23 protein-coding genes and 1 pseudogene are annotated in these 22,605 nt (G+C 74.5%); 12 read left to right on the top strand and 12 right to left on the bottom strand.

What is annotated here, in order from left to right; translation table 11 throughout:
• The first annotated feature begins 119 nt into the window (after positions 1 to 119).
• Positions 120 to 2,663: an ATP-dependent Clp protease ATP-binding subunit gene (locus KPL60_RS29675; protein WP_226354145.1), complete on the top strand. Its 2,544-nt coding sequence runs from the start codon at positions 120 to 122 to the stop codon at positions 2,661 to 2,663.
• A gap of 71 nt (positions 2,664 to 2,734) precedes the next feature.
• Here the strand turns inward: KPL60_RS29675 and KPL60_RS29670 are convergent, their stop codons facing one another.
• Positions 2,735 to 3,421, bottom strand: coding sequence for a nucleoside/nucleotide kinase family protein (locus KPL60_RS29670; protein WP_226367859.1), 687 nt, complete (start codon positions 3,419 to 3,421; stop codon positions 2,735 to 2,737).
• Between the two features lie 29 nt (positions 3,422 to 3,450).
• Between KPL60_RS29670 and KPL60_RS29665 the strand changes: the two genes are divergently transcribed.
• On the top strand, positions 3,451 to 4,485 hold the full coding sequence (locus KPL60_RS29665) for a YihY/virulence factor BrkB family protein (RefSeq protein ID WP_226367858.1): 1,035 nt from the start codon (positions 3,451 to 3,453) through the stop codon (positions 4,483 to 4,485).
• A gap of 4 nt (positions 4,486 to 4,489) precedes the next feature.
• Here the strand turns inward: KPL60_RS29665 and KPL60_RS29660 are convergent, their stop codons facing one another.
• Positions 4,490 to 5,965 (bottom strand): helix-turn-helix domain-containing protein, encoded by a 1,476-nt coding sequence (locus tag KPL60_RS29660; protein ID WP_226354142.1) that lies wholly within the window; start codon positions 5,963 to 5,965, stop codon positions 4,490 to 4,492.
• A gap of 191 nt (positions 5,966 to 6,156) precedes the next feature.
• Here KPL60_RS29660 and KPL60_RS29655 point away from each other — a divergent pair, with 191 nt between their 5' ends.
• From KPL60_RS29655 to KPL60_RS29645, 3 genes are all read left to right on the top strand, one after another.
• Positions 6,157 to 7,680 (top strand): aldehyde dehydrogenase family protein, encoded by a 1,524-nt coding sequence (locus tag KPL60_RS29655; RefSeq protein ID WP_100878912.1) that lies wholly within the window; start codon positions 6,157 to 6,159, stop codon positions 7,678 to 7,680.
• Complete coding sequence (locus tag KPL60_RS29650) at positions 7,680 to 8,081, top strand: DUF779 domain-containing protein (RefSeq protein WP_226354141.1); 402 nt, start codon at positions 7,680 to 7,682, stop codon at positions 8,079 to 8,081. Before KPL60_RS29655 ends, KPL60_RS29650 begins: the two co-directional genes overlap by 1 nt.
• A gap of 65 nt (positions 8,082 to 8,146) precedes the next feature.
• Complete coding sequence (locus tag KPL60_RS29645) at positions 8,147 to 8,731, top strand: cysteine hydrolase family protein (RefSeq protein ID WP_226367857.1); 585 nt, start codon at positions 8,147 to 8,149, stop codon at positions 8,729 to 8,731.
• Positions 8,732 to 8,775: 44 nt separating this feature from the next.
• On the opposite strand, the pseudogene KPL60_RS29640 reads toward KPL60_RS29645, so the two are convergent.
• The 4 genes and pseudogenes from KPL60_RS29640 to KPL60_RS29625 all read right to left on the bottom strand — a co-directional run bounded on the left by KPL60_RS29640 (position 8,776) and on the right by KPL60_RS29625 (position 11,344).
• Positions 8,776 to 9,515: pseudogene (locus KPL60_RS29640) on the bottom strand (NAD-dependent deacetylase).
• A 101-nt stretch (positions 9,516 to 9,616) separates the two neighbouring features.
• On the bottom strand, positions 9,617 to 9,934 hold the full coding sequence (locus tag KPL60_RS29635) for an antibiotic biosynthesis monooxygenase (RefSeq protein WP_073576923.1): 318 nt from the start codon (positions 9,932 to 9,934) through the stop codon (positions 9,617 to 9,619).
• Between the two features lie 10 nt (positions 9,935 to 9,944).
• Positions 9,945 to 10,298: an MmcQ/YjbR family DNA-binding protein gene (locus KPL60_RS29630; RefSeq protein ID WP_208826218.1), complete on the bottom strand. Its 354-nt coding sequence runs from the start codon at positions 10,296 to 10,298 to the stop codon at positions 9,945 to 9,947.
• A gap of 119 nt (positions 10,299 to 10,417) precedes the next feature.
• A complete protein-coding gene (locus tag KPL60_RS29625) occupies positions 10,418 to 11,344 on the bottom strand; it encodes an alpha/beta hydrolase (RefSeq protein WP_226367856.1) in 927 nt (308 codons plus the stop codon).
• Positions 11,345 to 11,423: 79 nt separating this feature from the next.
• Between KPL60_RS29625 and KPL60_RS29620 the strand changes: the two genes are divergently transcribed.
• Positions 11,424 to 12,014, top strand: coding sequence for a TetR/AcrR family transcriptional regulator (locus KPL60_RS29620; protein ID WP_226367855.1), 591 nt, complete (start codon positions 11,424 to 11,426; stop codon positions 12,012 to 12,014).
• Here the strand turns inward: KPL60_RS29620 and KPL60_RS29615 are convergent.
• Complete coding sequence (locus tag KPL60_RS29615; RefSeq protein ID WP_226367854.1) at positions 12,001 to 12,501, bottom strand: 2'-5' RNA ligase family protein; 501 nt, start codon at positions 12,499 to 12,501, stop codon at positions 12,001 to 12,003. The two genes, KPL60_RS29620 and KPL60_RS29615, sit on opposite strands and share 14 nt — an antisense overlap.
• A gap of 11 nt (positions 12,502 to 12,512) precedes the next feature.
• Entirely contained in the window at positions 12,513 to 13,376 is an 864-nt protein-coding gene (locus KPL60_RS29610) for an A/G-specific adenine glycosylase (RefSeq protein ID WP_226367853.1), read from the bottom strand.
• A 426-nt stretch (positions 13,377 to 13,802) separates the two neighbouring features.
• Between KPL60_RS29610 and KPL60_RS29605 the strand changes: the two genes are divergently transcribed.
• The gene (locus tag KPL60_RS29605) at positions 13,803 to 14,639 is read left to right on the top strand and encodes a hypothetical protein (protein ID WP_226354134.1); all 837 of its coding nucleotides are present in this window, start codon (positions 13,803 to 13,805) and stop codon (positions 14,637 to 14,639) included.
• 3 nt (positions 14,640 to 14,642) lie between these two features.
• Here the strand turns inward: KPL60_RS29605 and radA are convergent, their stop codons facing one another.
• Positions 14,643 to 16,022: a DNA repair protein RadA gene (radA, locus tag KPL60_RS29600; RefSeq protein ID WP_075309695.1), complete on the bottom strand. Its 1,380-nt coding sequence runs from the start codon at positions 16,020 to 16,022 to the stop codon at positions 14,643 to 14,645.
• Entirely contained in the window at positions 16,019 to 16,756 is a 738-nt protein-coding gene (locus KPL60_RS29595; protein WP_226354133.1) for a copper chaperone PCu(A)C, read from the bottom strand. The genes radA and KPL60_RS29595 overlap by 4 nt, the downstream gene beginning before the upstream one ends.
• A gap of 344 nt (positions 16,757 to 17,100) precedes the next feature.
• Between KPL60_RS29595 and KPL60_RS29590 the strand changes: the two genes are divergently transcribed.
• The 3 genes from KPL60_RS29590 to ispF are packed head-to-tail and all read left to right on the top strand — an operon-like array spanning position 17,101 to position 18,778.
• A complete protein-coding gene (locus KPL60_RS29590) occupies positions 17,101 to 17,592 on the top strand; it encodes a CarD family transcriptional regulator (RefSeq protein ID WP_020625956.1) in 492 nt (163 codons plus the stop codon).
• Positions 17,593 to 17,597: 5 nt separating this feature from the next.
• Entirely contained in the window at positions 17,598 to 18,314 is a 717-nt protein-coding gene (ispD, locus tag KPL60_RS29585; RefSeq protein WP_226367852.1) for a 2-C-methyl-D-erythritol 4-phosphate cytidylyltransferase, read from the top strand.
• A complete protein-coding gene (gene ispF / locus KPL60_RS29580; protein WP_226354131.1) occupies positions 18,311 to 18,778 on the top strand; it encodes a 2-C-methyl-D-erythritol 2,4-cyclodiphosphate synthase in 468 nt (155 codons plus the stop codon). Before ispD ends, ispF begins: the two co-directional genes overlap by 4 nt.
• Here ispF and KPL60_RS29575 read toward each other — a convergent pair.
• Positions 18,775 to 19,194 (bottom strand): glyoxalase/bleomycin resistance/extradiol dioxygenase family protein, encoded by a 420-nt coding sequence (locus KPL60_RS29575; protein WP_226354130.1) that lies wholly within the window; start codon positions 19,192 to 19,194, stop codon positions 18,775 to 18,777. The two genes, ispF and KPL60_RS29575, sit on opposite strands and share 4 nt — an antisense overlap.
• 67 nt (positions 19,195 to 19,261) lie before the next feature.
• Between KPL60_RS29575 and cysS the strand changes: the two genes are divergently transcribed.
• Both cysS and rlmB read left to right on the top strand, forming a co-directional pair.
• A complete protein-coding gene (gene cysS, locus KPL60_RS29570) occupies positions 19,262 to 20,653 on the top strand; it encodes a cysteine--tRNA ligase (protein WP_226367851.1) in 1,392 nt (463 codons plus the stop codon).
• A 14-nt stretch (positions 20,654 to 20,667) separates the two neighbouring features.
• Positions 20,668 to 21,642, top strand: coding sequence for a 23S rRNA (guanosine(2251)-2'-O)-methyltransferase RlmB (rlmB, locus tag KPL60_RS29565; protein ID WP_226354128.1), 975 nt, complete (start codon positions 20,668 to 20,670; stop codon positions 21,640 to 21,642).
• Between the two features lie 112 nt (positions 21,643 to 21,754).
• Here rlmB and KPL60_RS29560 read toward each other — a convergent pair whose 3' ends face one another.
• The gene (locus KPL60_RS29560) at positions 21,755 to 22,600 is read right to left on the bottom strand and encodes a metal ABC transporter permease (protein ID WP_226356592.1); all 846 of its coding nucleotides are present in this window, start codon (positions 22,598 to 22,600) and stop codon (positions 21,755 to 21,757) included.
• Positions 22,601 to 22,605 lie beyond the last annotated feature (5 nt).

Genomic DNA, 22,605 nt, shown 5'->3' with positions numbered 1-22,605 from the left:
CCCGTGAGGGTGGCCTGGCGCGGTGTCACGCGAGGGCGCAGTGTCGGTTCGGGCGAGCCCGGACCGTACGGAGATGCTGGTCGCGCCGTCAGTGAGGCGCAGCAGGCAAGGAGTGCGAATTGTTCGAGAGGTTCACCGACCGAGCGCGACGTGTTGTCGTCCTGGCCCAGGAAGAGGCCCGGATGCTCAACCACAACTACATCGGGACCGAGCACATCCTCCTTGGCCTGATCCACGAGGGAGAGGGCGTCGCCGCGAAGGCGCTCGAGTCCCTCGGTATCGCTCTGGAGGGCGTGCGACAGCAGGTCGAGGAGATCATCGGCCAGGGGCAGCAGGCCCCGTCCGGGCACATCCCCTTCACCCCCCGGGCGAAGAAGGTGCTGGAGCTGTCGCTGCGCGAGGCGCTGCAGCTCGGCCACAACTACATCGGGACCGAGCACATCCTGCTCGGGCTCATCCGCGAGGGCGAGGGCGTCGCGGCCCAGGTGCTGGTCAAGCTGGGCGCCGACCTCAACCGTGTCCGTCAGCAGGTGCTCCAGCTGCTGTCCGGCTACCAGGGCAAGGAGCCGCAGGAGAGCGGCACCGGTGGCCGTGGCGAGGGCACCCCGTCCTCGTCGCTGGTGCTGGACCAGTTCGGTCGCAACCTCACCCAGCAGGCCCGTGAGGGCAAGCTGGACCCGGTCATCGGCCGGGAGAAGGAGATCGAGCGGATCATGCAGGTCCTCTCGCGGAGGACCAAGAACAACCCGGTGCTGATCGGTGAGGCCGGCGTCGGCAAGACCGCCGCCGTCGAGGGCCTCGGCCAGGCGATCGTCAAGGGCGAGGTCCCGGAGACGCTGAAGGACAAGCAGCTCTACACCCTCGACCTGGGCTCGCTGGTCGCCGGTTCCCGCTACCGCGGTGACTTCGAGGAGCGCCTCAAGAAGGTGCTCAAGGAGATCCGCACCCGCGGCGACATCATCCTGTTCATCGACGAGATCCACACCCTGGTGGGTGCGGGTGCCGCCGAGGGCGCGATCGACGCCGCCTCGATCCTCAAGCCGATGCTGGCCCGCGGCGAGCTGCAGACCATCGGTGCGACGACGCTCGACGAGTACCGCAAGTACGTCGAGAAGGACCCCGCGCTGGAGCGCCGCTTCCAGCCGATCCAGGTGTCCGAGCCGTCGGTCGAGCACACGATCGAGATCCTGCGTGGTCTGCGTGACCGGTACGAGGCGCACCACCGCGTCACGATCACCGACGACGCACTGGCCTCGGCCGCGACGCTGGCCGACCGCTACATCAACGACCGCTTCCTGCCGGACAAGGCGATCGACCTGATCGACGAGGCCGGCGCCCGGATGCGCATCCGCCGGATGACGGCTCCGCCGGACCTGCGGGAGTTCGACGAGAAGATCGCGAACGTCCGCCGGGACAAGGAGTCGGCGATCGACGCGCAGGACTTCGAGCGGGCCGCGCACCTGCGCGACCAGGAGAAGACCCTGCTCGGCGAGAAGGCCGAGCGCGAGAAGCAGTGGAAGTCGGGCGACCTCGACGTCGTCGCGGAGGTCGACGGCGAGCAGATCGCCGAGGTGCTGGGGAACTGGACCGGCATCCCGGTGTTCAAGCTGACCGAGGAGGAGACGACCCGTCTGCTCAAGATGGAGGACGAGGTCCACAAGCGGATCATCGGCCAGGAGGACGCCGTCCGCTCCGTCTCGCAGGCGATCCGTCGTACCCGCGCCGGTCTGAAGGACCCGAAGCGCCCGTCCGGCTCGTTCATCTTCGCCGGCCCGTCCGGTGTCGGTAAGACCGAGCTGTCCAAGGCGCTCGCGAACTTCCTGTTCGGCGAGGACGACGCCCTCATCCAGATCGACATGGGTGAGTTCCACGACCGCTACACCGCCTCGCGGCTGTTCGGTGCCCCTCCCGGGTACGTCGGCTACGAGGAGGGCGGCCAGCTCACCGAGAAGGTGCGGCGCAAGCCGTTCTCGGTGGTGCTGTTCGACGAGATCGAGAAGGCGCACCAGGAGATCTACAACACGCTCCTGCAGGTGCTCGAGGACGGCCGTCTCACCGACGGTCAGGGACGCACGGTCGACTTCAAGAACACCGTGCTGATCTTCACCTCGAACCTGGGCACCCAGGACATCTCGAAGGCCGTGGGGCTGGGCTTCTCCTCCGGCGGCGACGAGAAGTCGAACTACGAGCGGATGAAGACGAAGGTCAACGACGAGCTGAAGAAGCACTTCAGGCCGGAGTTCCTCAACCGCATCGACGACATCATCGTCTTCCACCAGCTCAACCAGGAACAGATCATCCAGATGGTCGACCTGATGATCGGGCGGGTGGAGAAGCAGCTGGCGAACAAGGACATGGGCATCGAGCTCACCGACTCCGCCAAGAAGCTGCTGGCCCACCGCGGGTTCGACCCGGTCCTGGGCGCCCGGCCGCTGCGCCGGACGATCCAGCGGGAGATCGAGGACCAGCTGTCGGAGAAGATCCTGTTCGGCGAGATCGAGGCCGGGCAGATCGTCATCGTCGACGTCGAGGGCCTCGACACCTCCGCGGAGGAGGGCTCCAACGCCTGGTCGGACAAGGCCAAGTTCACCTTCCGTGGTGAGCGCAAGCCGTCCGAGCCGGTGCCGGACTCCCCGCCCACCGCGCTGGCCGGCGAGGAGTGAGACAGACCCACGCATGACGACGGCGGGCCGTCCCGGGAGTTCCCGGGGCGGCCCGCCGTCGTGTGCGGGTCCTACGCCGAGGGCAGCGCGACGACCAGGTCGGCCCGGTCCCGCGACGCCTCGACGAGCCGGGCGTTCGGCTCGTCGGTCCGTTCCACCCAGGCCCGGGCGGCCTCCGGTGTCTTGCCGAAGTGCACGTGCCGTGCGACCAGGCGTTTTAGGCGGAGCGCCTCGTCGGTCTCGTGGAACCAGACGGCGTCGAACCCGGCCCGCACCGCCCGCCAGCCGGGGGTGTCGAGGAGCAGGTAGTTGCCCTCGCTGACCACGAGCCGGCACTCCGGGTGCACCGGGACCGACCCGGCGACGGGCTGCTCGATCTCGCGGTCGAACGCCGGGGCGTACACCGGGCCCGCGCCGTCGTCGGGGGTGAGCCGCAGCCGGGCGAGCAGCGCGGCGTAGCCGTCGGCGTCGAAGGTGTCCGGGGCGCCCTTGCGGTGACGGCTGCCCAGCCGGTCCAGCTCGACGTCGGCGAGGTGGAAGCCGTCCATCGGGACGTGGGTGACCCAGCCGGGGCCGAGCCCGTCCGGGGGCGTGGCGGCGAGCGCCCGGACCAGGGCCAGCGCGACGGTCGTCTTCCCGGCCCCGGGGGCGCCCGCGATGCCGAGCACCGCCCGTCGTCGTCCGGCGGCGAGCGCCCGCGCGCGCTCCACCAGCTCGTCGAAGCGGTCGGTCCGGGCCGGGGTGTCCACGAGCGTCATTCTCACCCGCCTGCGGCTAGGTTCTGCGCATGAGCTCGGTGCGCCCGGTCCCCGAGACCCGGCTGATGACCGGCGAGGAGCTCTCCGCCGACGACGCCGCCCAGACGCTGCGCCGCTACGGCCTCGGGCACCTGCTGTCCGCGGGCTTCCTGCGCTTCCGCTACGGCGACGGCTTCTCCCACGCCCGCGCGTTCGGCCTGCAGCTCGCGCTCGCCGCCGTCCCGCTGATCATCGCCGGGGTCGGGCTGTCCGCCGCGGCGGGCGCCGAGGGGGCCTCGGAGGTCGTCGCCCGCACGGTGCTGGCGCTGTCCCCCGGGACCAGCGACGAGCTGGTCGCCGACGCCGTCCGCGGTGCCGGGGCGGGGGAGGCCGACCCGGACGACCCCGGTGAGCCCGCCGAGCGCGACGACACCCCCACCGGCGAGCGCGGCGAGCTGGTCCTCGTGCTCGGCCTGCTCACCGCGTTCGCCGCGGCGACCTCGGCGTTCGCGCAGCTGGAGCGGGGCGCGAACCGGATCTACGGCACCGAGCGGGACCGGCCCGCGCTCGCCAAGTACGCGCGTGCCGCGGCGCTCACCGCCACCGCGGGCGTCGCGATGGCGGCCGGGCTGCTGCTGATCGTGGCGGGGGAGCCGTTCGGGGACGCGGTGCGCGAGGTGTACCGGTGGGGCGCGGTCGCCGAGACGGTGTGGGACGTCGTGCGCTGGCCGGTCGGGCTGGCGCTGCTCGTCGTCGCGGTGACGGTGCTGCTGCGGTTCGCGCCGCGCCGTCGCCAGCCGGGACTGTCCTGGCTGGGGGCCGGGGCCGCGGTCACGGTGCTGCTGTGGCTGGTCGCGTCCGGGCTGCTGGGCCTCTACGTCGCCGTCGCGGACACCTTCGGTGAGACCTACGGCCCGCTGACGGCGGTGATGGCCCTGCTGATCTGGGCGAACATCACCGGGGTCGCGTTGCTGGCCGGGGTGGCGCTGTCCGCGCAGCTGGAGGCGGTGCGTGCCGGTGAGGAGGACCCGCGGCTGCCCGACTCCGACGACGACGGCATCCCCGACCACACCGACCCGGACTGAGCGCTCAGCCGAGCTCGTCGCGCCGCGGGTCCGACGACGGCAGCAGCGCCCGCAGCCGGTGGCGCAGCTCCTCGTCGTCGGTGCCGTCGCCCCGGCCGGCCCGGACCAGGGTCCACAGCGCGTCCGGGTCGTCGGCCCGCAGCAGCGCCGACCGGACGGCGACGGCGAGCTGCTCGCGGGCCCGGCGGATCTCCGGTGCGTCCGAGGTCGGCAGCAGCGGTCCGCGGGCGGCCTCGGCCGCGGCGTCGCGGATCCGGCCCTCCCGCAGCGCCGCGCGCAGCCGCAGGAAGTCGGCGTCGACCTCGGCGACGAGCCGGTAGGGCTGGGTGCGCACGGTGTCCTCGCCGACGGCGCGGCGCAGCCGGTGCACCTCGGCGCGCACGGTGATGGCGCGGCCGCCGTCGCCGTAGAGGGCGGCGGCGAGCTGGTCGGCGGTCAGTCCCTCCGGGTGCAGCGCCAGCAGCGCGAGGACCTCGGCGTGCCGCAGGCCCAGGCGCACCGGGCGCCCGTCCCGGCGGGCGACGACGGGGGTGCGCGCCCCGAGCAGCGGCAGCGTCAGGGCCGTCCGGACGGGTCCGCCCGCGGGCAGCCGCAGCAGCCAGCCCTCGCCGAGCGGCTCCAGCACCCCCGCGACGGGCCCGCCGCCCAGCGGCACCCCGCCGACCGCGACGCCGTCGACGACGACCCGGTCCCCGCCGTCGGGCAGGGCGATCCGCTCCGGGAACTCGCTGCCCGGCGACGCGGCCAGCACCCGCCCGTGCGCGGACAGCAGCGCGCCCGGGGTGCCGCCGAGCCGGGTCAGGTGCGGCCAGTACTCCTCGCGCAGCCGCCGGTCGTGGGCCTCGGCGATGGCCAGCAGCCGGTGCTCGGCCAGCCGCGCGGCCGCGGTGACCAGCGCCAGCGTCGTCGGGTGGAAGCTCTCCTCCGGCCCGGTGACGTCGACGGTGCCCACCACCCGTCCGGTCGCCGGGTCGCGCACCGGGGCGGCTGCGCAGGTCCACGGGTGGTAGGCGCTGACCAGGTGCTCGGCGGAGTGGATGCGGACCGGGGCGGCGCCGGCCAGCGCGGTGCCCATCGCGTTGGTCCCGACGGCGTCCTCGCTCCACCGGGTGCCCTCCACGAGGTCGACCCGCTCGGCCCGGGTCAGCACCGCGCGGGCGCCCTCGCGCCACAGGATCCGCCCCTGCTCGTCGGTCACGATCATCATGTGCCGGGCCTGCTCGGCGGCGTCGGTGAGCGTGTCGCGCAGCACCGGCAGCACGGACGCGAGGGGGTGCGCCGCCCGCCGGTCGGTGAGCTCGGCGCGGTCGTAGTCGTGCGGAGGGCGGGAGCGTTCCGGGTCGACCGCCGCGGCCAGCGAGCGGGCCCAGGAGGCGCGGACCTCGGGCCGGACCCCGGCGCCGCGCGCACCGGGGGAGCCGCCGAGCACGGCGTCGCGCGCCCGCTCGTACACCCGGCGATCCGCGTGCTGCGCTGCCACGTCCTCACCTTACGGTCAGCTTTGCCTTACCTGAATCGAATCCGCGTCATCGGTACTCACCGGAGGGTCAGGTTCCGCATCTGCGTGCAACTTCCGTGCAACCCCCACCTTCCTAGTGTCGGCGGTCACGCGCAACGTGCGTTCCGCACCGCGCCCTCGGTTCGACGAAGCACCTCAGGGAAGGACCATTCATGGCCGTCTACGCCAACCCCGGTCAGCCGGGCAGCGTCGTCTCCTTCAAGCCGCGCTACGAGCACTTCATCGGCGGCGAGTACGTCGCTCCGGTGAAGGGCCAGTACTTCGAGAACCCGACCCCGATCACCGGTGAGAACTTCACCGAGGTCGCCCGGGGCACCGCGGAGGACGTGGAGAAGGCGCTCGACGCCGCGCACGCCGCCGCCCCGGCCTGGGGGAAGACCTCCGCCGGCGAGCGCGCGAACATCCTGAACAAGATCGCCGACCGGGTCGAGGCCAACCTCGAGCTGATCGCCATCGCCGAGTCCTGGGACAACGGCAAGGCCTGCCGCGAGACCCTGGCCGCCGACATCCCGCTGGCCGTCGACCACCTGCGCTACTTCGCCGGTGCGATCCGGGCGCAGGAGGGCACCTCGTCGGAGATCGACGCCGACACCATCGCGTACCACTTCCACGAGCCGCTGGGCGTCGTCGGCCAGATCATCCCGTGGAACTTCCCGATCCTGATGGCGATCTGGAAGCTGGCCCCCGCGCTGGCCGCCGGCAACGCGATCGTCCTGAAGCCCGCCGAGCAGACCCCGGTCTCGATCCACGTGCTGCTCGAGCTGGTCGCCGACCTGCTCCCGCCGGGCGTGCTGAACGTCGTCAACGGCTTCGGCGTCGAGGCCGGCAAGCCGCTGGCGTCGAACAAGCGCATCCGCAAGATCGCCTTCACCGGTGAGACCACCACCGGCCGGCTGATCATGCAGTACGCCTCGGAGAACCTGATCCCGGTCACCCTGGAGCTGGGTGGCAAGAGCCCCAACATCTTCTTCGACGACGTCGCCTCGCAGCAGGACGCCTTCTACGACAAGGCGCTCGAGGGCTTCGCGATGTTCGCCCTCAACCAGGGCGAGGTCTGCACCTGCCCGTCGCGTGCCCTCGTCCAGGGCGGCATCTACGACGAGTTCATCGAGCAGGCCGTCAAGCGCGTCGAGCAGATCAAGCAGGGCAACCCGCTCGACACCGACGTCATGATGGGTGCGCAGGCCTCGAACGACCAGTTCGAGAAGATCCTCTCCTACATCGACATCGGCCGGCAGGAGGGCGCCAAGGTCCTCGCCGGTGGCGAGAAGGCCGAGCTGGGCGGCGACCTCGCGGGCGGCTACTACATCAAGCCGACCGTGTTCGAGGGCAACAACCAGATGCGGATCTTCCAGGAGGAGATCTTCGGGCCGGTCGTGTCGGTCGCGCGCTTCAGCGACTACGACGACGCCATGAAGATCGCCAACGACACGCTCTACGGCCTCGGCGCCGGCGTGTGGAGCCGCGACGCGAACACCGCCTACCGCGCGGGCCGCGAGATCCAGGCCGGCCGGGTGTGGGTGAACAACTACCACGCCTACCCGGCGCACGCGGCCTTCGGTGGCTACAAGCAGTCCGGCATCGGGCGCGAGAACCACAAGATGATGCTGGACCACTACCAGCAGACCAAGAACATCCTGCAGAGCTACTCGCCGAACGCGCTGGGCTTCTTCTGATGGGTGAGCCGGACGTCGGCGTCACCCCGACCGAGCGGGTGACGCTGACGCCGGCCGCCGCCGATCTGCTGGTCAGGCTCACCGACCTGCACGGTCCGCTGATGTTCCACCAGTCCGGTGGGTGCTGCGACGGCAGCGCCCCGATGTGCTTCCCGGACGGGGACTTCAAGACCGGCGACTCGGACGTCCACCTGGGAGACCTGCAGGTGGACGGTGTCGGGAAGCCGATCGGCTTCTGGATGTCGGCATCGCAGTACGAGTACTGGAAGCACACGCATCTCACGGTCGACGTCGTCAAGGGACGCGGCAGCGGGTTCTCGGTCGAGGCGCCGGAGGGCGTCCGGTTCCTGATCCGCTCGCGGCTGTTCACCGACGACGAGTACCGGGCGATGCAGGACTGACCACTCCACACCACGGCCCGGGACACCCGTCCCGGGCCGTGGTCGTCCCCGGCCGAGGAGCACCGATGACGCACACCCTGCGCGGGCTGATGGGCCTGCCGGCAGAACCGGCCCCGCTGTCCCGCTCCGCACTCATCATGATCGACCTGCAGAACACCTACACCGAGGGCGTGATGCGGCTGGAGAACGTCGAGCCGGCCCTCGGGGAGGCGGCCGAGCTGCTCGACCGCGCCCGCTCCGCCGGGTCCCGGATCATCCACATCCGGCACGACGCCGGCGAGGGCAGCCCGTACGACGTCACCGCGCCGATCGGCGCCATCCACGACTCGGTCGCCCCGCGCGACGGCGAGGCCGTGGTGACCAAGAACTTCCCCAGCGCGTTCGTCCACACCGGGCTGGCGGAGCTGCTGGAGGGCTACCAGGACCTGGTGCTCGCCGGGTTCATGACGCACATGTGCGTGAACTCCACCGCGCGCAGCGCGTTCTCCGGCGGCTACGTGCCGACCGTCGTCGCGGCGGCCACGGCCACCCGGGCCCTGCCCGGCGTGCACGGCACCGTCGCGGCGGCCGAGGTCCACGACGCGGCACTGGCCGGCCTCGCCGACCTGCCCGCGATCGTCGTCCCGGACCAGAAGGCCGTCCCCTCCTGAGCCCTGCCCCGCCCCGCGGCACGCAGGTGCGCGGGGCGGGCGGGTCAGAGGGCGGCGTCGATCGCGGCGAGGGTCGCGGCCGCGGGGGCCGCGATGCCGACCCCGCGGCCGTGGCGCACCTGCGGCTCGCGGACGTTGATCCGCACCAGCGCGCCGGTCGCGGCCGAGGCGAGCTCCGAGCGGCGACGCACCGTGGGCAGCGCACCGCCCGCCCCCAGCTCGACGACGACCACCCCGGTCCGGTGCGCCGCCAGCCAGTCCACGTGCCGCTGCAGCGCCGTCGCGGCGTGCGCGTCGTCCCAGCCGCCGTCGCCGAACATCAGGATCGCCGGACGGGCGAGGCCGCCGCAGCCCGGGCAGCGGGGCAGCTCGCCGACGGCACGCATGGTGGCCTCGTCGACCGGCACCTCGACGCCGTCGGCGGGCCACACGCCGTGACCGCAGAGCCGCAGGCACTGCAGGTGGTGGATGGAGCCGTGCACCTCGGCGACGTCGTCCGGGGCGAAGCCGGCCCGCTGGAACTGGCCGTCGACGTTCGAGGTGAACACGTTCGAGGGCACCCGGGCGGCCCAGCGGCGCAGCACCGCGAACCCCGGGTGCGGCACGGTGTCCCGGTAGAGGTGCAGGCGGTGGCCGTAGAAGCCCAGGCCAGCGCGGGGTCGTCGGCGAAGTGCGCGGGATCGGCCAGCTCCTCGAAGCGCAGGCCGAGGCGGGCGTAGGGCGGGTAGGCCCGCCAGAAGCCCTCGCCGCCGCGGAAGTCCGGCAGCCCGGAGTCGACGCCCATCCCGGCGCCCGCGGTGACCAGCAGGGCGTCCGCGTCGCGGACCAGGCGGGCCGCCGCGGCGATCTCGTCGGAGAAGGCCGCGGCGACCTCGCGGGCGTCGATCAGGACCCCGCCGCGATCTGCTGCAGGTCGACGACCTCGAACTCCAGCAGCGACGCGCCCTTGGCGACCGGCTGCGGCGAGCGCTGGCCGGCGTGCGCCTCGGCGGCCGGGCCCTCGCGCCACGCCTGGAAGTCGGCCTCGGTCTCCCAGCGGGTCACGACGAAGTACCGGTCGTCGCCGGAGACGGGGCGCAGCAGCTCGAACCCGAGGAAGCCGGGCTGCCCGTCGACGGCGTGCAGGCGGTTCGCGAACCGCTTCTCCAGCTCGGGGCCCGCGTTCTCCGGGACCTCGATCGCGTTGATCTTCACAATGGCCATGTCCGCCACGTTATCCCCGCCCGGCCTCGTCGACGCGCATGTGCCACGCGTCACCGACCAGCTCGGCCAGCCGGTCGTCGTCCACCTGGTCCAGGCGGACGAGCACCAGGGGCCACGGCGCGTGCCCGGCGTCGGTGAAGAACAGGTCGGGCTCGCCGAGCAACAGGGCCTGCTTCTCCGCCTCGTCGCCGACGTACAGCACCGCGACGTCGGTCCTGATCACCCGTCGTCTCCCGGGCACCCGCTCCGGCCAGGACCACACGAAGCCCTTGCCGCGCACCCGGAAGTCGAACCCCTCACTCGGGTTCTCGACGACGCCGTCGAGGGCGAGCGCGATCCGCCGCACGTCCTGTTCGTCCGCCACGGGGCGAGCCTAGGGGCGGCGAGCACCACAGGGGACGGTGCGCCCTCCGCGGCGACGACGGCGCGAGCGGCCCGCCGGGTCGCCGTCCGGGAGGCCGCCCGGCACCGGCGGGAGAGGTGTCAGCCCGTCGCCGTCCCGGACCGCACCGCGGCGACGTCGGCGGCGACCCGGTCGGCCGCCGCCGCGGCGGCCGGCGACACCTCGTCGAGCTGCAGGAAGTTGTGGATCATCCCCGCCTCGCGGCGCAGGGTCGTGGGCACGCCCGCCGCGGCGAGCCGCCGGGCGTAGGCCTCGGCCGGGTCGCGGATCGGATCGTGCTCGGCGGTGACGACGACCGCCGGGGGCAGCCCGGACAGGTCGGGGACGTGCAGCGGGCTGACCCGCGGGTCGTGGAGCAGGGACCCGTCGCCGCCGACCCACAGCCGGGCGAAGAAGGTCGCGGAGGCGGCGTCGAAGCCGTATCCGGTCGCCTTCTCCCGCATCGAGGCCGAGGTGGTGTCGGACAGGTCGGCGTTGGGGTACACCAGGACCTGCAGGTCCGGCAGCGCCTCCGGGGCCTCGTCGCGCAGCCGGAGGCAGGCCAGCGTCGCGAGCGTGCCGCCCGCGCTGTCCCCGCAGACGACGACGGCGCCCGGCGTGGCCCCCGGCCCGCCGGCGGCGACGGCCCGCAGGGTCGCGACGGTGTCGTCGACCGACGCGGGCCAGGGCGCCTCGGGCGCGAGCCGGTAGTCGACGGCGAGCACGTCGGCGCCCGCGGCCGCGGCCAGCCGCCGCACCGGCCGGTCGAACGACGCGACGCTGCCGACCGTCCAGCCGCCGCCGTGCAGGTACACGACCAGCGGCGCGGGCTCCGGCCCCGGCCGGTACAGCCGGCCCGGGCAGGTCGGCAGCGTGACCTCGCGGACCTCGTACATCTCCGGGCCCCGCGGCCGACCCGCGGCACGGGCCGCGATCGCCCCGCGGATCGCGGGGACGTCGGGCGAGCCGAATGCGGACGACGCGGCGGCGAACTCGGCCAGGGCCCGGTCGGCGAACTCCTGTGGCATGACAGGCCTCCTCTTCTGCACTTGAGTGCAACGGAGGTAGAATGCACTCGGATGCAGAAAATGTCGAGGGCGGAGGACGATGACGACGAGGGCCCCGGACCCGCGGCGCGTGCGCAGCCGCGAGCTGCTCTACGAGGCCGCGACCGCGCTCGTCGCCGAGCGGGGGTTCGCGGCGACGACGATGGAGGACATCGCGCACCGCGCGGGACTGTCCCGCCGCACGGCGTTCAACCACTTCCCGAGCAAGGGCGAGCTCGCGGTCGAGTGGGCGATGCGGCGCGAGGTCGCGGCGACCGCGGCCACCGGCGGGCCCGCACCCGGTGACCACGTCCCCGACCGGATCCGGGCCTGGTTCCGCGAGCTGGGCGCACTGACCGACGCCGACCCGGACGGGACCGAGCAGATGATGCTCGGCTGGCTCGCCGCGCTCGGGCCGGTCCGGCACCGGACGACCGCGGCCCGGCGGCTGGCGGAGTGGATCGAGCGGGGCCGCGACGGCGGGGGGATCGACCCGGCCACCGACCCGGACGTCGCCGCCGACCTCCTGTTCGACGGCTACCTCGGGGCCGTCCTGCGCTGGTGTGCGATCCCGGCCGACCGCCGCGGGCCGCTCACCCCCATGGTGGAGGCGCTGGTCGAGCAGGCCCTCGCGGGGCTCAGCCCGCGCTGAGGGCCACCGTCTCCCCGGTGCGCGAGTCGTGCAGCTCGACGGCGGTGATCCGCGCCCGCACCGGCTCGACCGGGTGCAGCCGCGCGAACGCCTCGGCGGGCCGCCCGGTCGCCAGCACCACGTGCGGCAGCCAGGAACCCGGCAGGTGCGCGGCGTGCGCGCCCCGCACCCGCCCGGCCAGCGCGTCGTGCACCGCCGTGTGCGCGGCCAGCACCTCGGGGTCGGTGACGGCGGTCAGCGCCAGCGCGTCCGGCGCGTCCGGGCCGACCGAGCCGAGCCCGGCCAGCCACAGCACCGGCAGCGCGACCAGGCGCAGCTGGGCGGTCAGCTCCCGCACGGCGGGCGGCGGGACCGTGCCCGCCGCGGCGACGGTCACGTGCGGCGTGCCGGCCGCGACCGGGATCCCGGCCGCGGCGAGCCGGTCGCGCAGCGCGGTGAGCGCGGCGGCGCCGTCGCCGTCGAGCCGGAAGCGGACGGTGCTGGGCATCGGTCCCCCGCTCAGACGGGGAGGGCGAAGCGGCCGTCGTCGGTCTGCTCGGCCAGGCCGTCGACCAGCAGCGAGTGCAGGCACCGGTCGCGCTGGCCCGCGTCGGACCAGACGGCGTCCAGCGCGGCCCGCTCGACCGGCCCGTGCGCGGTGCGCAGCACGTCCATGAGCTTGCCGCGTACCTGCCGGTCGGTGCCGGCGAAGCCCTGGACCGGCTTGCGCGGGCCGTCGTAGGCGGGCCTGCCGGCCGCCACCCAGGCGCAGCGGGCCGCGACCGGGCAGTCCGCGCAGCGCGGCGAGCGGGCGGTGCAGACGACCGCGCCCAGCTCCATCAGCCCGGCCGAGACGACGGCGGCCTCTGCGTCGTCGTCGGGCAGCAGTGCGTCCACGTCGGCCAGGTCGGCCCGGGTGCGGGCCGGTCCGGCGTCGCCCTGACCGTGCACCGCGCGGGCCACGACCCGGCGGACGTTGGTGTCGACGACGGCGGCGCGCAGCCCGAAGCCGAACGCCGCCACCGCCCGCGCGGTGTAGGAGCCGACACCGGGCAGGGCCTCGAGCGCCTCGACGTCGGAGGGGACGGCGTCGCCGTGCTGGGTGGCGATCGCCGCGGCCGCGTCGTGCAGCCGGATCGCGCGGCGCGGGTAGCCGAGCTTGCCCCAGGCCCGCAGCACGTCCGCGCGCGGCGCGGCGGCCAGCGACGACGGCGCAGGCCAGCGCTCCATCCAGTCCCGCCAGACCGGTTCGACCCGGGCGACCGGGGTCTGCTGGAGCATGAACTCGCTGACCAGCACGCCCCACGGGGTGGTCTCCGGGCGCCGCCACGGCAGGTCGCGGGCGTGCGCCCGGAACCACTGGGAGATCAGATCGGCCACCACCGCTCCAGTGTCGCGCGCCCCGGCCGGGCCCCCGGCGACGACCCCGCCGTGATCACGGAACGGGCACCGCCGGCGTCGCCCGGTGACCGTCCCGGTGCCGGCGTGTGGATCACGGTCCCTACCGCGCCCGCCACCGGGGCGCGCGCCACGACCGGGGCGGTTCCCGTCCGCGGGGGGCCGGGCGGGACCCTGTCGCCGGACGACGCCGGTCACCCCGGGTCGGTCCGCCACCCGCCCGGGGGTCGGGCGATCCGGGTCGCCGACCCCCGTCCGGGCCGGTCCCGGGAGTGCGCGCGCGGTCGTTCCGGCGCTGCGCTCACCCGGTCGGGACGCGCGGGTCGCCCCGCCGGGTGGACCTCGCCGGACATGTCCGGTCCCGGCGCGGCGGCGGCGACTTCGTGTAACCGGAGATCTACCGTCGGTGACATGCACCCGGTGGGTCCCCTGCCGGCGTCGGTCTACTGGCGCCGGCGCGCATGCGCGGTCGGCGTCGCGCTGCTCGCGCTCTTCGCGCTGCTGTGGCTCACCACCTGGCTGCTGATCCCGCGGGGCTCCGACGAGCCCGCCGGGACGGCCGCACGGACGACCCCCCAGTCGTCGCAGACCACACCGGACACGGGGACGGCCGCACCCGCGCCGCCCCCGGGGTCCCCGTCCCCGGCATCCCCAGCCCCGGGGACGGGGGCACCCGCGTCCGTGCCGCTCCCCGACCCCGCCGCGCCCGGATCCCCTCCGGCCGCCGCGGCGGGGACGTCCGCCGGGCCCGCGACCCCGAACGCGGGCCCGGCGGACGAGACGGTCCGCCCCGACGACACACCACGCCCGTCCGTGCAGGTGCCGCAGGCCGCACCCTCCCCGCCGACCGGTCCGGTGCCCTGTACCGACGCGATGATCGAGGTGCGCGCCGAGACCGGGCAACCGACCTACCCCTCCGGCGCGCGGCCCGAGCTGCGGCTGGTCGTCACCAACGTCTCCGGCCAGCCCTGCGTGCGCGACCTCGACGGCGCCCAGCAGGAGATCGCCGTCTGGAGCGGCGACGGGGCGACCAAGCTCTGGTCGTCCAACGACTGCGCCAACCCGTCGTCGGACGACCTGCGCACCCTGGTGCCCGGCCAGCCGGTGGCCTTCGCCGTGACCTGGACCGGGCTCGCCTCGGAGCCCGGCTGCGCGGGCGAGCGCACCCGGGTGGGCCCGGGCGGCTACCGGGTGCTGGCCCGGCTCGACCGGGTCGTGAGCGAGCCCGCCCCGCTGCTCATGAGCTGACGCTCAGCGGATGCGGGCCATGATCTCGCGCAGCGACGACGCCTCGGTGATCTGCATCCCGGTCCGCCCGACCTCGGCCCCGGTGGGGACGATCGCCCGGGTGAAGCCCAGCCGTGCGGCCTCCGCGAGGCGCCGGTCCACCCCGTGCACCCGGCGCAGCTCGCCGGCCAGCCCGAGCTCGCCCAGCACGACGAGGTCCGCGGGCAGCGCCGCGTCCCGCTTCGCCGAGACGACCGCCAGCGCGATCGCGAGGTCGGCCGCGGGCTCGGTGATCCGCATCCCGCCGACGGTGGCGGTGTAGACCTCGGCGTCGTGCAGCTTGAGCCCGCCCCGCCGCTCGACGACGGCGAGCAGCATCGGCACCCGGGACGAGTCCAGCCCGGTCACCGCGCGGCGCGGGCTCGGGATGTTCGCCCCCGCCACCAGCGCCTGCACCTCGGCCAGCAGCGGCCGTCGCCCGTCCATCACGACGGTCACCGCGGTCCCCGGCTGCACCGCGTCGGCGCCCTGACCGAACCGGCCGAGGAACAGCCCCGAGGGGTCGGCGAGACCGACGATGCCGGAGTCGCGCAGCTCGAAGCAGCCGACCTCGTCGGCCGGGCCGAACCGGTTCTTCACCCCGCGGACCATCCGCAGCGCCGAGTGCTTGTCGCCCTCGAAGTGCAGCACCACGTCGACGAGGTGCTCCAGCACCCGCGGACCCGCGATGCCGCCGTCCTTGGTGACGTGGCCGACGAGCAGCACGGCCAGGCCGCGTTCCTTCGCCAGCGCGGTCAGTCCCACGGTGACGGCGCGGGTCTGGGTCACCCCGCCGGGGCTGCCGTCGACCGAGGCGGTGGACATGGTCTGGATGGAGTCCACCACCAGCAGCGACGGCCGCAGCGCGTCGACGTGGCCGAGCACCGACTCGAGGTCGGACTCGGCGGCGAGGTAGAGCTCGTCGTGGACGCCGCCGGTGCGCTCGGCGCGCAGCCGGACCTGGCCCGCGGACTCCTCACCGGAGACGTAGAGGACCCGGGACCGGGCCGCTGCCTGCGCGGCGACCTCCAGGAGCAGCGTCGACTTGCCGACGCCCGGCTCACCGGCCAGCAGCACCACCGCGCCCGGGACGAGCCCGCCACCGAGGACCCGGTCCAGCTCGTCGACGCCGGTCGGCCGGGCCCGGGCGGAGTCCAGCTCCACCTCGGCGATCCGCCGGGCCGGGGTGCTGGGCGCCCCGGCGACGACGGTCCGGCCGCCCCCGCCGGTGCGCACCGGCTCGACCTGCTCCAGCGACCCCCAGGCCTGGCAGCCCGGGCAGCGCCCCACCCACTGCGCCGTGCGGTGGTCGCACTCGGTGCAGCGGTAGCCGCCCGAGCGGGCGGCGCGGGACCGGGGGGTCAGTTGCCGGCGACGCCGCCGGCGCCGCTGCCCTCGTTGCCGGGCGCGACGGGGGCGCCCTCACCGGCCGGGACCGGGTTCGACTGGTCGACCGGCGGGGCCTCGGCCTGGCCGCCGGTCTCGGAGTTGACGCCGGTCTCGGCGCCGTTGGTGCCCGACTCCTCCGTGCCGGTCGAGGCCCGCTCCGGGGCGTGCCCCGGCGAGTTCGTGTCGGTCGGCACGCCGGTCGGGACGGTGACGGTCACCGAGCCGGCCTTCTCGAACACGAACGTCATCGGGAGCTGCGCGCCGGAGGGGATCGGGCGGGTCAGGCCCTCGGCGACGAGCTGCACGCGCTTGGCGTTGGTCGGGGCCAGCTGCAGGTTGCCCGGCGAGACCAACGCGATGTCCTGCGGCATGGTCGCGTCGCCCTGGATCTGCACCGACGCCGCGGCCGGCGAGGTCACCGACACCAGCCGGTCGGCGACCGAGCCGGTGTTGACCAGGGTGGCGACGAGCGGTGCGGCGCCGCCCTGGCGGTAGAGCGCGTCCGGTCCCGCGGGCGTGGTCGGGTAGGCGACCTGGACGTCGCGCAGGTCGACCGAGCCGACCGAGGCGTTGGCGCCGTTGACGGCGGCGACCTGCTCTGCGGTCTGCGCGATCTGCCCGGCTCCACAGCCGCTGATCAGCAGGCCGGTCAGGGCGACGGCGCCGGCGACGCCGGCCAGGGTCCGGGCGGAACGGCGGGTGCGGCTCACGGTCGTCGTGTCCTTCCTTGCCGGTGCCCCGAAGTGCCCCCGGCGCACATGCTGGGTCTGTCGGGGGGCAGCCTAGTCGCGCGCTCCGACGCGTTGCGCGGTCGGGCACCCGGGTGTGACGACCGCGTCCCCGCCGGACGGTGGGGCGGCAGACCCGGTGGTCCGGGACGTGACGCGGCGGCGACCGGCACGTGGCCGGGCCGCCCCGGATGGGCGCCACACCCGCGGGAAACACGTTCCTCCGCCGTTGTCAACCCCCTGACCTGCGACGACGGTGAAAGCCGGTCACCGTCCCGCCCGGGCGACGTGTTAATCTGGACCCAGCGAAAGGGGCCAGAGGACACATGGTTTTCAAGGTCGGAGAGACCGTCGTCTACCCGCACCACGGTGCCGCGCTCATCGAGGCGATCGAGACCCGGACGATCAAGGGCGAGGAAGTGCAGTACCTCGTCCTGAAGGTCCAGCAGGGCGATCTGACGGTGCGCATCCCCGCCGACAACGTCGAGGTGGTCGGTGTTCGTGACGTCGTGGGCCAGGAGGGGCTGGATCGGGTCTTCGAGGTGTTGCGCGCGCCGCACACCGAGGAGCCCACGAACTGGTCGCGCCGGTACAAGGCGAACTGGGAGAAGCTCACGTCCGGTGACGTGAACAAGGTCGCCGAGGTCGTCCGCGACCTCTGGCGGCGGGAGAAGGACCGGGGCCTGTCCGCCGGTGAGAAGCGGATGCTGGCCAAGGCGAGGCAGATACTGGTCAGTGAGCTCGCGCTGGCCGAGGGCACCGACGAGGAGCGGGCCGAGGTCCTGCTCGACGAGGTGCTCGCCACCGCGAACGCCTGACCGGCGTGCACGGACCGTCCTCCGGGGCGGGTGTCGTCGCGGTGCTTCCCGCGGCCGGTTCCGGGGTGCGTCTGGGTGCAGGTGTGCCCAAGGCGTTCGTCGGACTGGCCGGGGTTCCCATGCTGGTACGCGCGGTCGACGGCCTTCTCGCGTCCGACGTCGTCGGACACGTGGTGGTCGTCGTCCCCGCGGACCAGGTGGACGCCGCCGCCGCCATGCTGCCCGGACGCCCGGCGACCGTCGTCGCCGGCGGTGCCGACCGCACCGCCTCCGTCGCGGCGGGTCTCGCCGCGACCGGGCCGGACGCCGAGGTCGTGCTGGTGCACGACGCCGCGCGCCCGCTCACACCACCCGACGTCGTCCGCCGGGTGGTCGACGCCGTGCGCGCGGGCGCGCCCGCGGTGATCCCGGTGCTCCCCGTGGCCGACACGGTCAAGCGGGTCGACGCCGCCGGGACCGTCGTGTCCACCGTGGACCGCTCCGAGCTGCGTGCGGTGCAGACACCGCAGGGGTTCCGCGCGGCCGACCTGCGCCGCGCCCACGCGGGCACACCCGACCCCCGCACCGACGACGCCGGGCTGGTCGAGGCGCTCGGCGACCCGGTCACCACCGTCGCCGGGGACCCGCTCGCGTTCAAGGTCACCACCGCGTGGGACCTGCGCATCGCCGAACTGCTGCTCGCCGGGGCGGGCCGCGTCACCGAGCACGAGGAACACGTATGAGGGTCGGGATCGGTACCGACGTGCACCCGGTCGAGCCGGGCCGCGACTGCTGGGTCGCGGGTCTGCTGTGGCCCGGGACCGACGGCTGCGCCGGGCACTCCGACGGCGACGTCGCCGCACACGCCCTGTGCGACGCCCTGCTGTCCGCGGCGGGGCTGGGCGACCTGGGCGCGGTGTTCGGCACCGGCCGTCCGGAGTGGACGGGTGCGAGCGGGGCGACCCTGCTCGCCGAGGTCCGCCGCCTGCTCACCCGCGACGGCTGGACCGTCGGCAACGCCGCCGTCCAGGTGGTCGGGAACGACCCGAAGATCGGGAAGCGCCGGGCCGAGGCCGAACGGGTGCTGTCGGAGGTGGTCGGCGGCCCGGTATCGGTGTCCGGCACGACCACCGACGGCCTGGGGCTGACCGGGCGCGGCGAGGGCCGCGCCGCCGTCGCGACGGCGCTGCTGCTGCCCGCGGGCTAGAGACGCCCGGTCCGCTCCTGGATCTGCTCCGGGGTGAGGTCGTCGGCGTGGGCCGCCACCATCCAGGCGTGGCCGAACGGGTCGGCGAGCCGGCCGCCGCGCTGCCCGTAGTCGTGGTCGGTCACCGGGAACAGCACCCGGCCGCCGTGCTCCACCATCGCCGCGGCGACCGCGTCCGGGTCGTCGACCTCCAGGGCCAGGATCACCGCGCCGGGCCCCGACGGCGCGGGGTCGACGTCGTCGCCGTCCTTGACGGCCCACTCCGCGCCGCCGGCCCGCAGCAGGGCGTGCACCACGGCGCCGGAGCCGTCGGTGTAGCGCTCCACGAGCTCCGCGCCGAACGCGGCGAGGTAGAAGTCGATCGCGGCGTCGGCGTCGTGCACGACCAGCCGCGGGTACATCCGCTGAACAGCCATGTCGGACACCTTGCCGCAGCGGCACCGCCCGTGTAGTGGACGAATCGGAGGCCCGTACCCTGGTGACGTGAGCCTCAGACTTCTCGACTCAGCGACCAGGGAGCAGCGTGCGTTCACGCCGCTGCGGGCCGGAGCAGTGTCGATGTACGTCTGTGGGGCGACGGTGCAGGGCCTGCCGCACATCGGTCACGTCCGCTCGGGCCTGAACTACGACGTGCTGCGCCGCTGGCTGGCCCGGTCCGGGTACGACGTCACGCTGGTCCGCAACGTCACCGACATCGACGACAAGATCCTGCGCAAGGCGCACGCCGCGGGCCGTCCGTGGTGGGAGTGGGCGGCCACCCACGAGCGGGCCTTCACCGCCGCGTACGACGCGCTGGGCTGCCTGCCGCCGTCGGTGGAGCCCCGGGCGACCGGGCACATCACGCAGATGGTCGAGCTGATCGAGCGGCTGGTCGAGCGCGGTCACGCCTACCCCGCGGGCGGCGACGTGTACTTCGCCGTGCGCACCCTGCCCGACTACGGCGCGCTGTCCGGTCAGCGCGTCGACGACGTCCACCAGGGTGAGGGCGAGGGCGGCGCCAAGCGCGACGCCCTGGACTTCACGCTGTGGAAGGCCGCCAAGCCCGGCGAGCCCAGCTGGCCCACCCCCTGGGGGAACGGGCGTCCCGGCTGGCACCTGGAGTGCTCGGCGATGGCGACCGCCTACCTCGGCCCGGAGTTCGACATCCACGGCGGCGGCCTCGACCTGGTGTTCCCGCACCACGAGAACGAGCGCGCCCAGAGCCACGCGGCCGGGGACGGGTTCGCCCGGTTCTGGCTGCACAACGCCTGGGTGACCATGGGCGGGGAGAAGATGTCGAAGTCGCTGGGGAACACCCTGGCGATCGAGAACCTGCTCGAGCGGGTCCGCCCGGCCGAGCTGCGCTACTACCTGGTCGGCCCGCACTACCGGTCGGCGATCGAGTACTCCGACGCCGCGCTGGACGAGGCCGTCGCCGCGTACCGGCGGATCGAGTCGTTCGTGCACCGGGTGCGCGAGCGGCACGGCCTGCCCGAGGTCGCGGCGGAGCTGCCCGGCGCGTTCACCGCCGCACTCGACGACGACCTGGGCACCCCGCTCGCGCTCGGCACCGTGCACACCCTGGTGCGCGAGGGCAACACCGCCCTCGACGCCGGGGACGTCACCGGTGCGCTGCGGGCCGCGTCCGCGGTCCGTGCGACGACCGAGGTACTCGGCCTGGACCCGCTGGCAGCCGGCGGCGTGGCCGAGGAGTCGGGCGACGCCGCCCGGCAGGCACTGGGCACCCTGGTGGAGACGATGCTCGAGCGCCGCCGGGCCGCGCGCGCCGAGCGCGACTTCGCCACCGCGGACCGGCTCCGCGACGAGCTGCTCGCCGCCGGGATCGCCGTCGAGGACGGCGCCGACGGCTCCACCTGGACTCTCAAAGACAACTAGGACTCGTAGAACTCATGGCAGGCAATTCCAAGCGCCGCGGTGCGATCCGTAAGGAAGGCACCAAGAAGGGCATGGTCGTCGGATCCGGCGGCCAGCCCCGGCGCGCACTGAAGGGCAAGGGCCCGACCCCGCCCGGCGAGATGCGACCCGGCCACCCGAAGGCGAGGGCGGCCGCGCGCCGCGCCGCCCAGGACCAGCAGCAGCGCCGGCGCCCGGTCGCGGGCCGTCGCGGTGACGGGGAGACCCCGGAGACCGTGCTCGGCCGCAACCCGGTCGTCGAGTGCCTGCGGGCCGGCGTCCCGGCGACGGCGCTGCAGGTGGCCACCGGCATGTCCGCCGACGACCGGGTCACCGAGGCCGTCGCGCTGGCCGCGGAGCGGGGCATCTCCATCCTGGAGGTGCCGCGCAACGACCTCGACCGGATCAGCGGCGGAGCGCTGCACCAGGGCCTCGCCCTGCAGGTGCCGCCCTATGCCTACGCCCACCCCGACGAGGTGCTGGAGGCCGCGTCGCACTCCGGGCGCCCGGCGCTGGCCGTCGCCCTGGACGGGGTGACCGACCCGCGCAACCTGGGTGCGGTCGTCCGGTCGGTGGGGGCGTTCGGCGGGCACGGCGTCGTCGTGCCGCAGCGGCGCGCCGCGGGCATGACCGCGGTGGCCTGGCGGACCTCGGCGGGCACCGCGGCCCGGGTCCCGGTCGCGCGCGCCACGAACCTGACCCGCACCCTGCAGGAGTACGCCTCCGCCGGGCTGATGGTCGCCGGTCTGGCCGCCGACGGCGACGTCTCCCTCGACGACTTCGACCTGGCCACCGGGCCGCTGGTGATCGTCACCGGGTCGGAGGGCAAGGGACTGTCCCGGCTGGTCCGCGAGACCTGCGACGTGACCGTCTCGATCCCCCTGGCCGGCCGCGTGGAGTCCCTGAACGCCTCGGTCGCCACCGGCGTGGTGCTGGCCGAGGTGGCCCGCCGCCGTCGCGTCGGCCGCTGACCCGACGCGTGATCGCCGCGACGCGCGGTGATCCGCTCCCCGCGCGCGTCCGGACGCACGCGACGGGCGGATCACCGCGCGGACAGCGGATCACCGCCGCCGGAGCCGAGGGTCAGGCGCGGACCGGGCCCCGGCCGCGCAGCCGGCCCACCAGCCGGCAGAGCAGGTAGGCGACGAACCCGATGGTCGCCACATAGGCCGAGATCGGCAGCCCCGGCGCCAGCGACAGGATCGTCCCGCCGACCAGCGCGACCTCCGCGATGACGATCGCGAGGACGGTCGCCAGCAGCGGGTTCGCAGTGACCCGGTTCGCCGCGGCGCCGGGCACGATCAGCACCGACAGCACCAGGATCGCGCCGACGATCGGCACGGCCAGCGCCGTCACCAGGCCGATCAGCACGCCGAACACCAGGGTCAGCGCGCGGACGGGCACGCCGCGCGCCAGCGCGACGTCGGGGTCGGTGCTGGCGAACAGCAGCGGCCGGTAGAGCAGCGCCAGGGTCACGAGCACGACGACGGCGACGACCCCCAGCACCCACAGGTTCTGCTGGTCGACCGACACGATGGAGCCGGTGAGCAGGCCGAACCGGTTGGAGGAGCGGCCGTCGTAGAGAGCCAGGAACAGCACTCCCAGGCCGAGCCCGAACGCCATCACCACGCCGATCGCGGAGTCCCGCTCGCGCTGGCGCAGGCCCAGCACGCCGAAGATCACCGCGGCGACGACGGCGCCCACCACCGCCCCCACCCCGACGGCGACGCCGAGCAGCAGCCCGGCCGCGGCCCCGGTAAAGGCCAGCTCGGCGGTGCCGTGCACGGCGAAGGCCATCCCGCGGCTGACGATCAGCGGGGCGAGCAGCCCGGCGACCAGCCCGAGCACCGCGCAGGCGATGAGCGCGTTGCGGACGAACGGGTAGCCCAGCAGCGTGCCGGTGCCGGACAGGTCGAGGATCCGGGCCAGGAACT

It is taken from the genome of Pseudonocardia sp. ICBG162, assembly GCF_020496225.1.
GTDB classification, from domain to species: domain Bacteria; phylum Actinomycetota; class Actinomycetes; order Mycobacteriales; family Pseudonocardiaceae; genus Pseudonocardia; species Pseudonocardia alni.
Note: the sequence above shows the minus strand (reverse complement) of the source record. Positions and strands in the feature narration are given on the sequence as shown.

Bases quoted from the DNA above. Each gene is read 5' to 3' on its own strand.
- KPL60_RS29670 (WP_226367859.1), bottom strand. From the start codon at position 3,421: ATGACGCTCGTGGACACCCCGGCCCGGACCGACCGCTTCGACGAGCTG.
- KPL60_RS29665 (WP_226367858.1), top strand. From the start codon at position 3,451: ATGAGCTCGGTGCGCCCGGTCCCCGAGACCCGGCTGATGACCGGCGAG.
- KPL60_RS29655 (WP_100878912.1), top strand. From the start codon at position 6,157: ATGGCCGTCTACGCCAACCCCGGTCAGCCGGGCAGCGTCGTCTCCTTC.
- KPL60_RS29650 (WP_226354141.1), top strand. From the start codon at position 7,680: ATGGGTGAGCCGGACGTCGGCGTCACCCCGACCGAGCGGGTGACGCTG.
- KPL60_RS29645 (WP_226367857.1), top strand. From the start codon at position 8,147: ATGACGCACACCCTGCGCGGGCTGATGGGCCTGCCGGCAGAACCGGCC.
- KPL60_RS29635 (WP_073576923.1), bottom strand. From the start codon at position 9,934: ATGGCCATTGTGAAGATCAACGCGATCGAGGTCCCGGAGAACGCGGGC.
- KPL60_RS29625 (WP_226367856.1), bottom strand. From the start codon at position 11,344: ATGCCACAGGAGTTCGCCGACCGGGCCCTGGCCGAGTTCGCCGCCGCG.
- KPL60_RS29620 (WP_226367855.1), top strand. From the start codon at position 11,424: ATGACGACGAGGGCCCCGGACCCGCGGCGCGTGCGCAGCCGCGAGCTG.
- KPL60_RS29615 (WP_226367854.1), bottom strand. From the start codon at position 12,501: ATGCCCAGCACCGTCCGCTTCCGGCTCGACGGCGACGGCGCCGCCGCG.
- KPL60_RS29605 (WP_226354134.1), top strand. From the start codon at position 13,803: ATGCACCCGGTGGGTCCCCTGCCGGCGTCGGTCTACTGGCGCCGGCGC.
- KPL60_RS29590 (WP_020625956.1), top strand. From the start codon at position 17,101: ATGGTTTTCAAGGTCGGAGAGACCGTCGTCTACCCGCACCACGGTGCC.
- ispF (WP_226354131.1), top strand. From the start codon at position 18,311: ATGAGGGTCGGGATCGGTACCGACGTGCACCCGGTCGAGCCGGGCCGC.
- KPL60_RS29575 (WP_226354130.1), bottom strand. From the start codon at position 19,194: ATGGCTGTTCAGCGGATGTACCCGCGGCTGGTCGTGCACGACGCCGAC.
- rlmB (WP_226354128.1), top strand. From the start codon at position 20,668: ATGGCAGGCAATTCCAAGCGCCGCGGTGCGATCCGTAAGGAAGGCACC.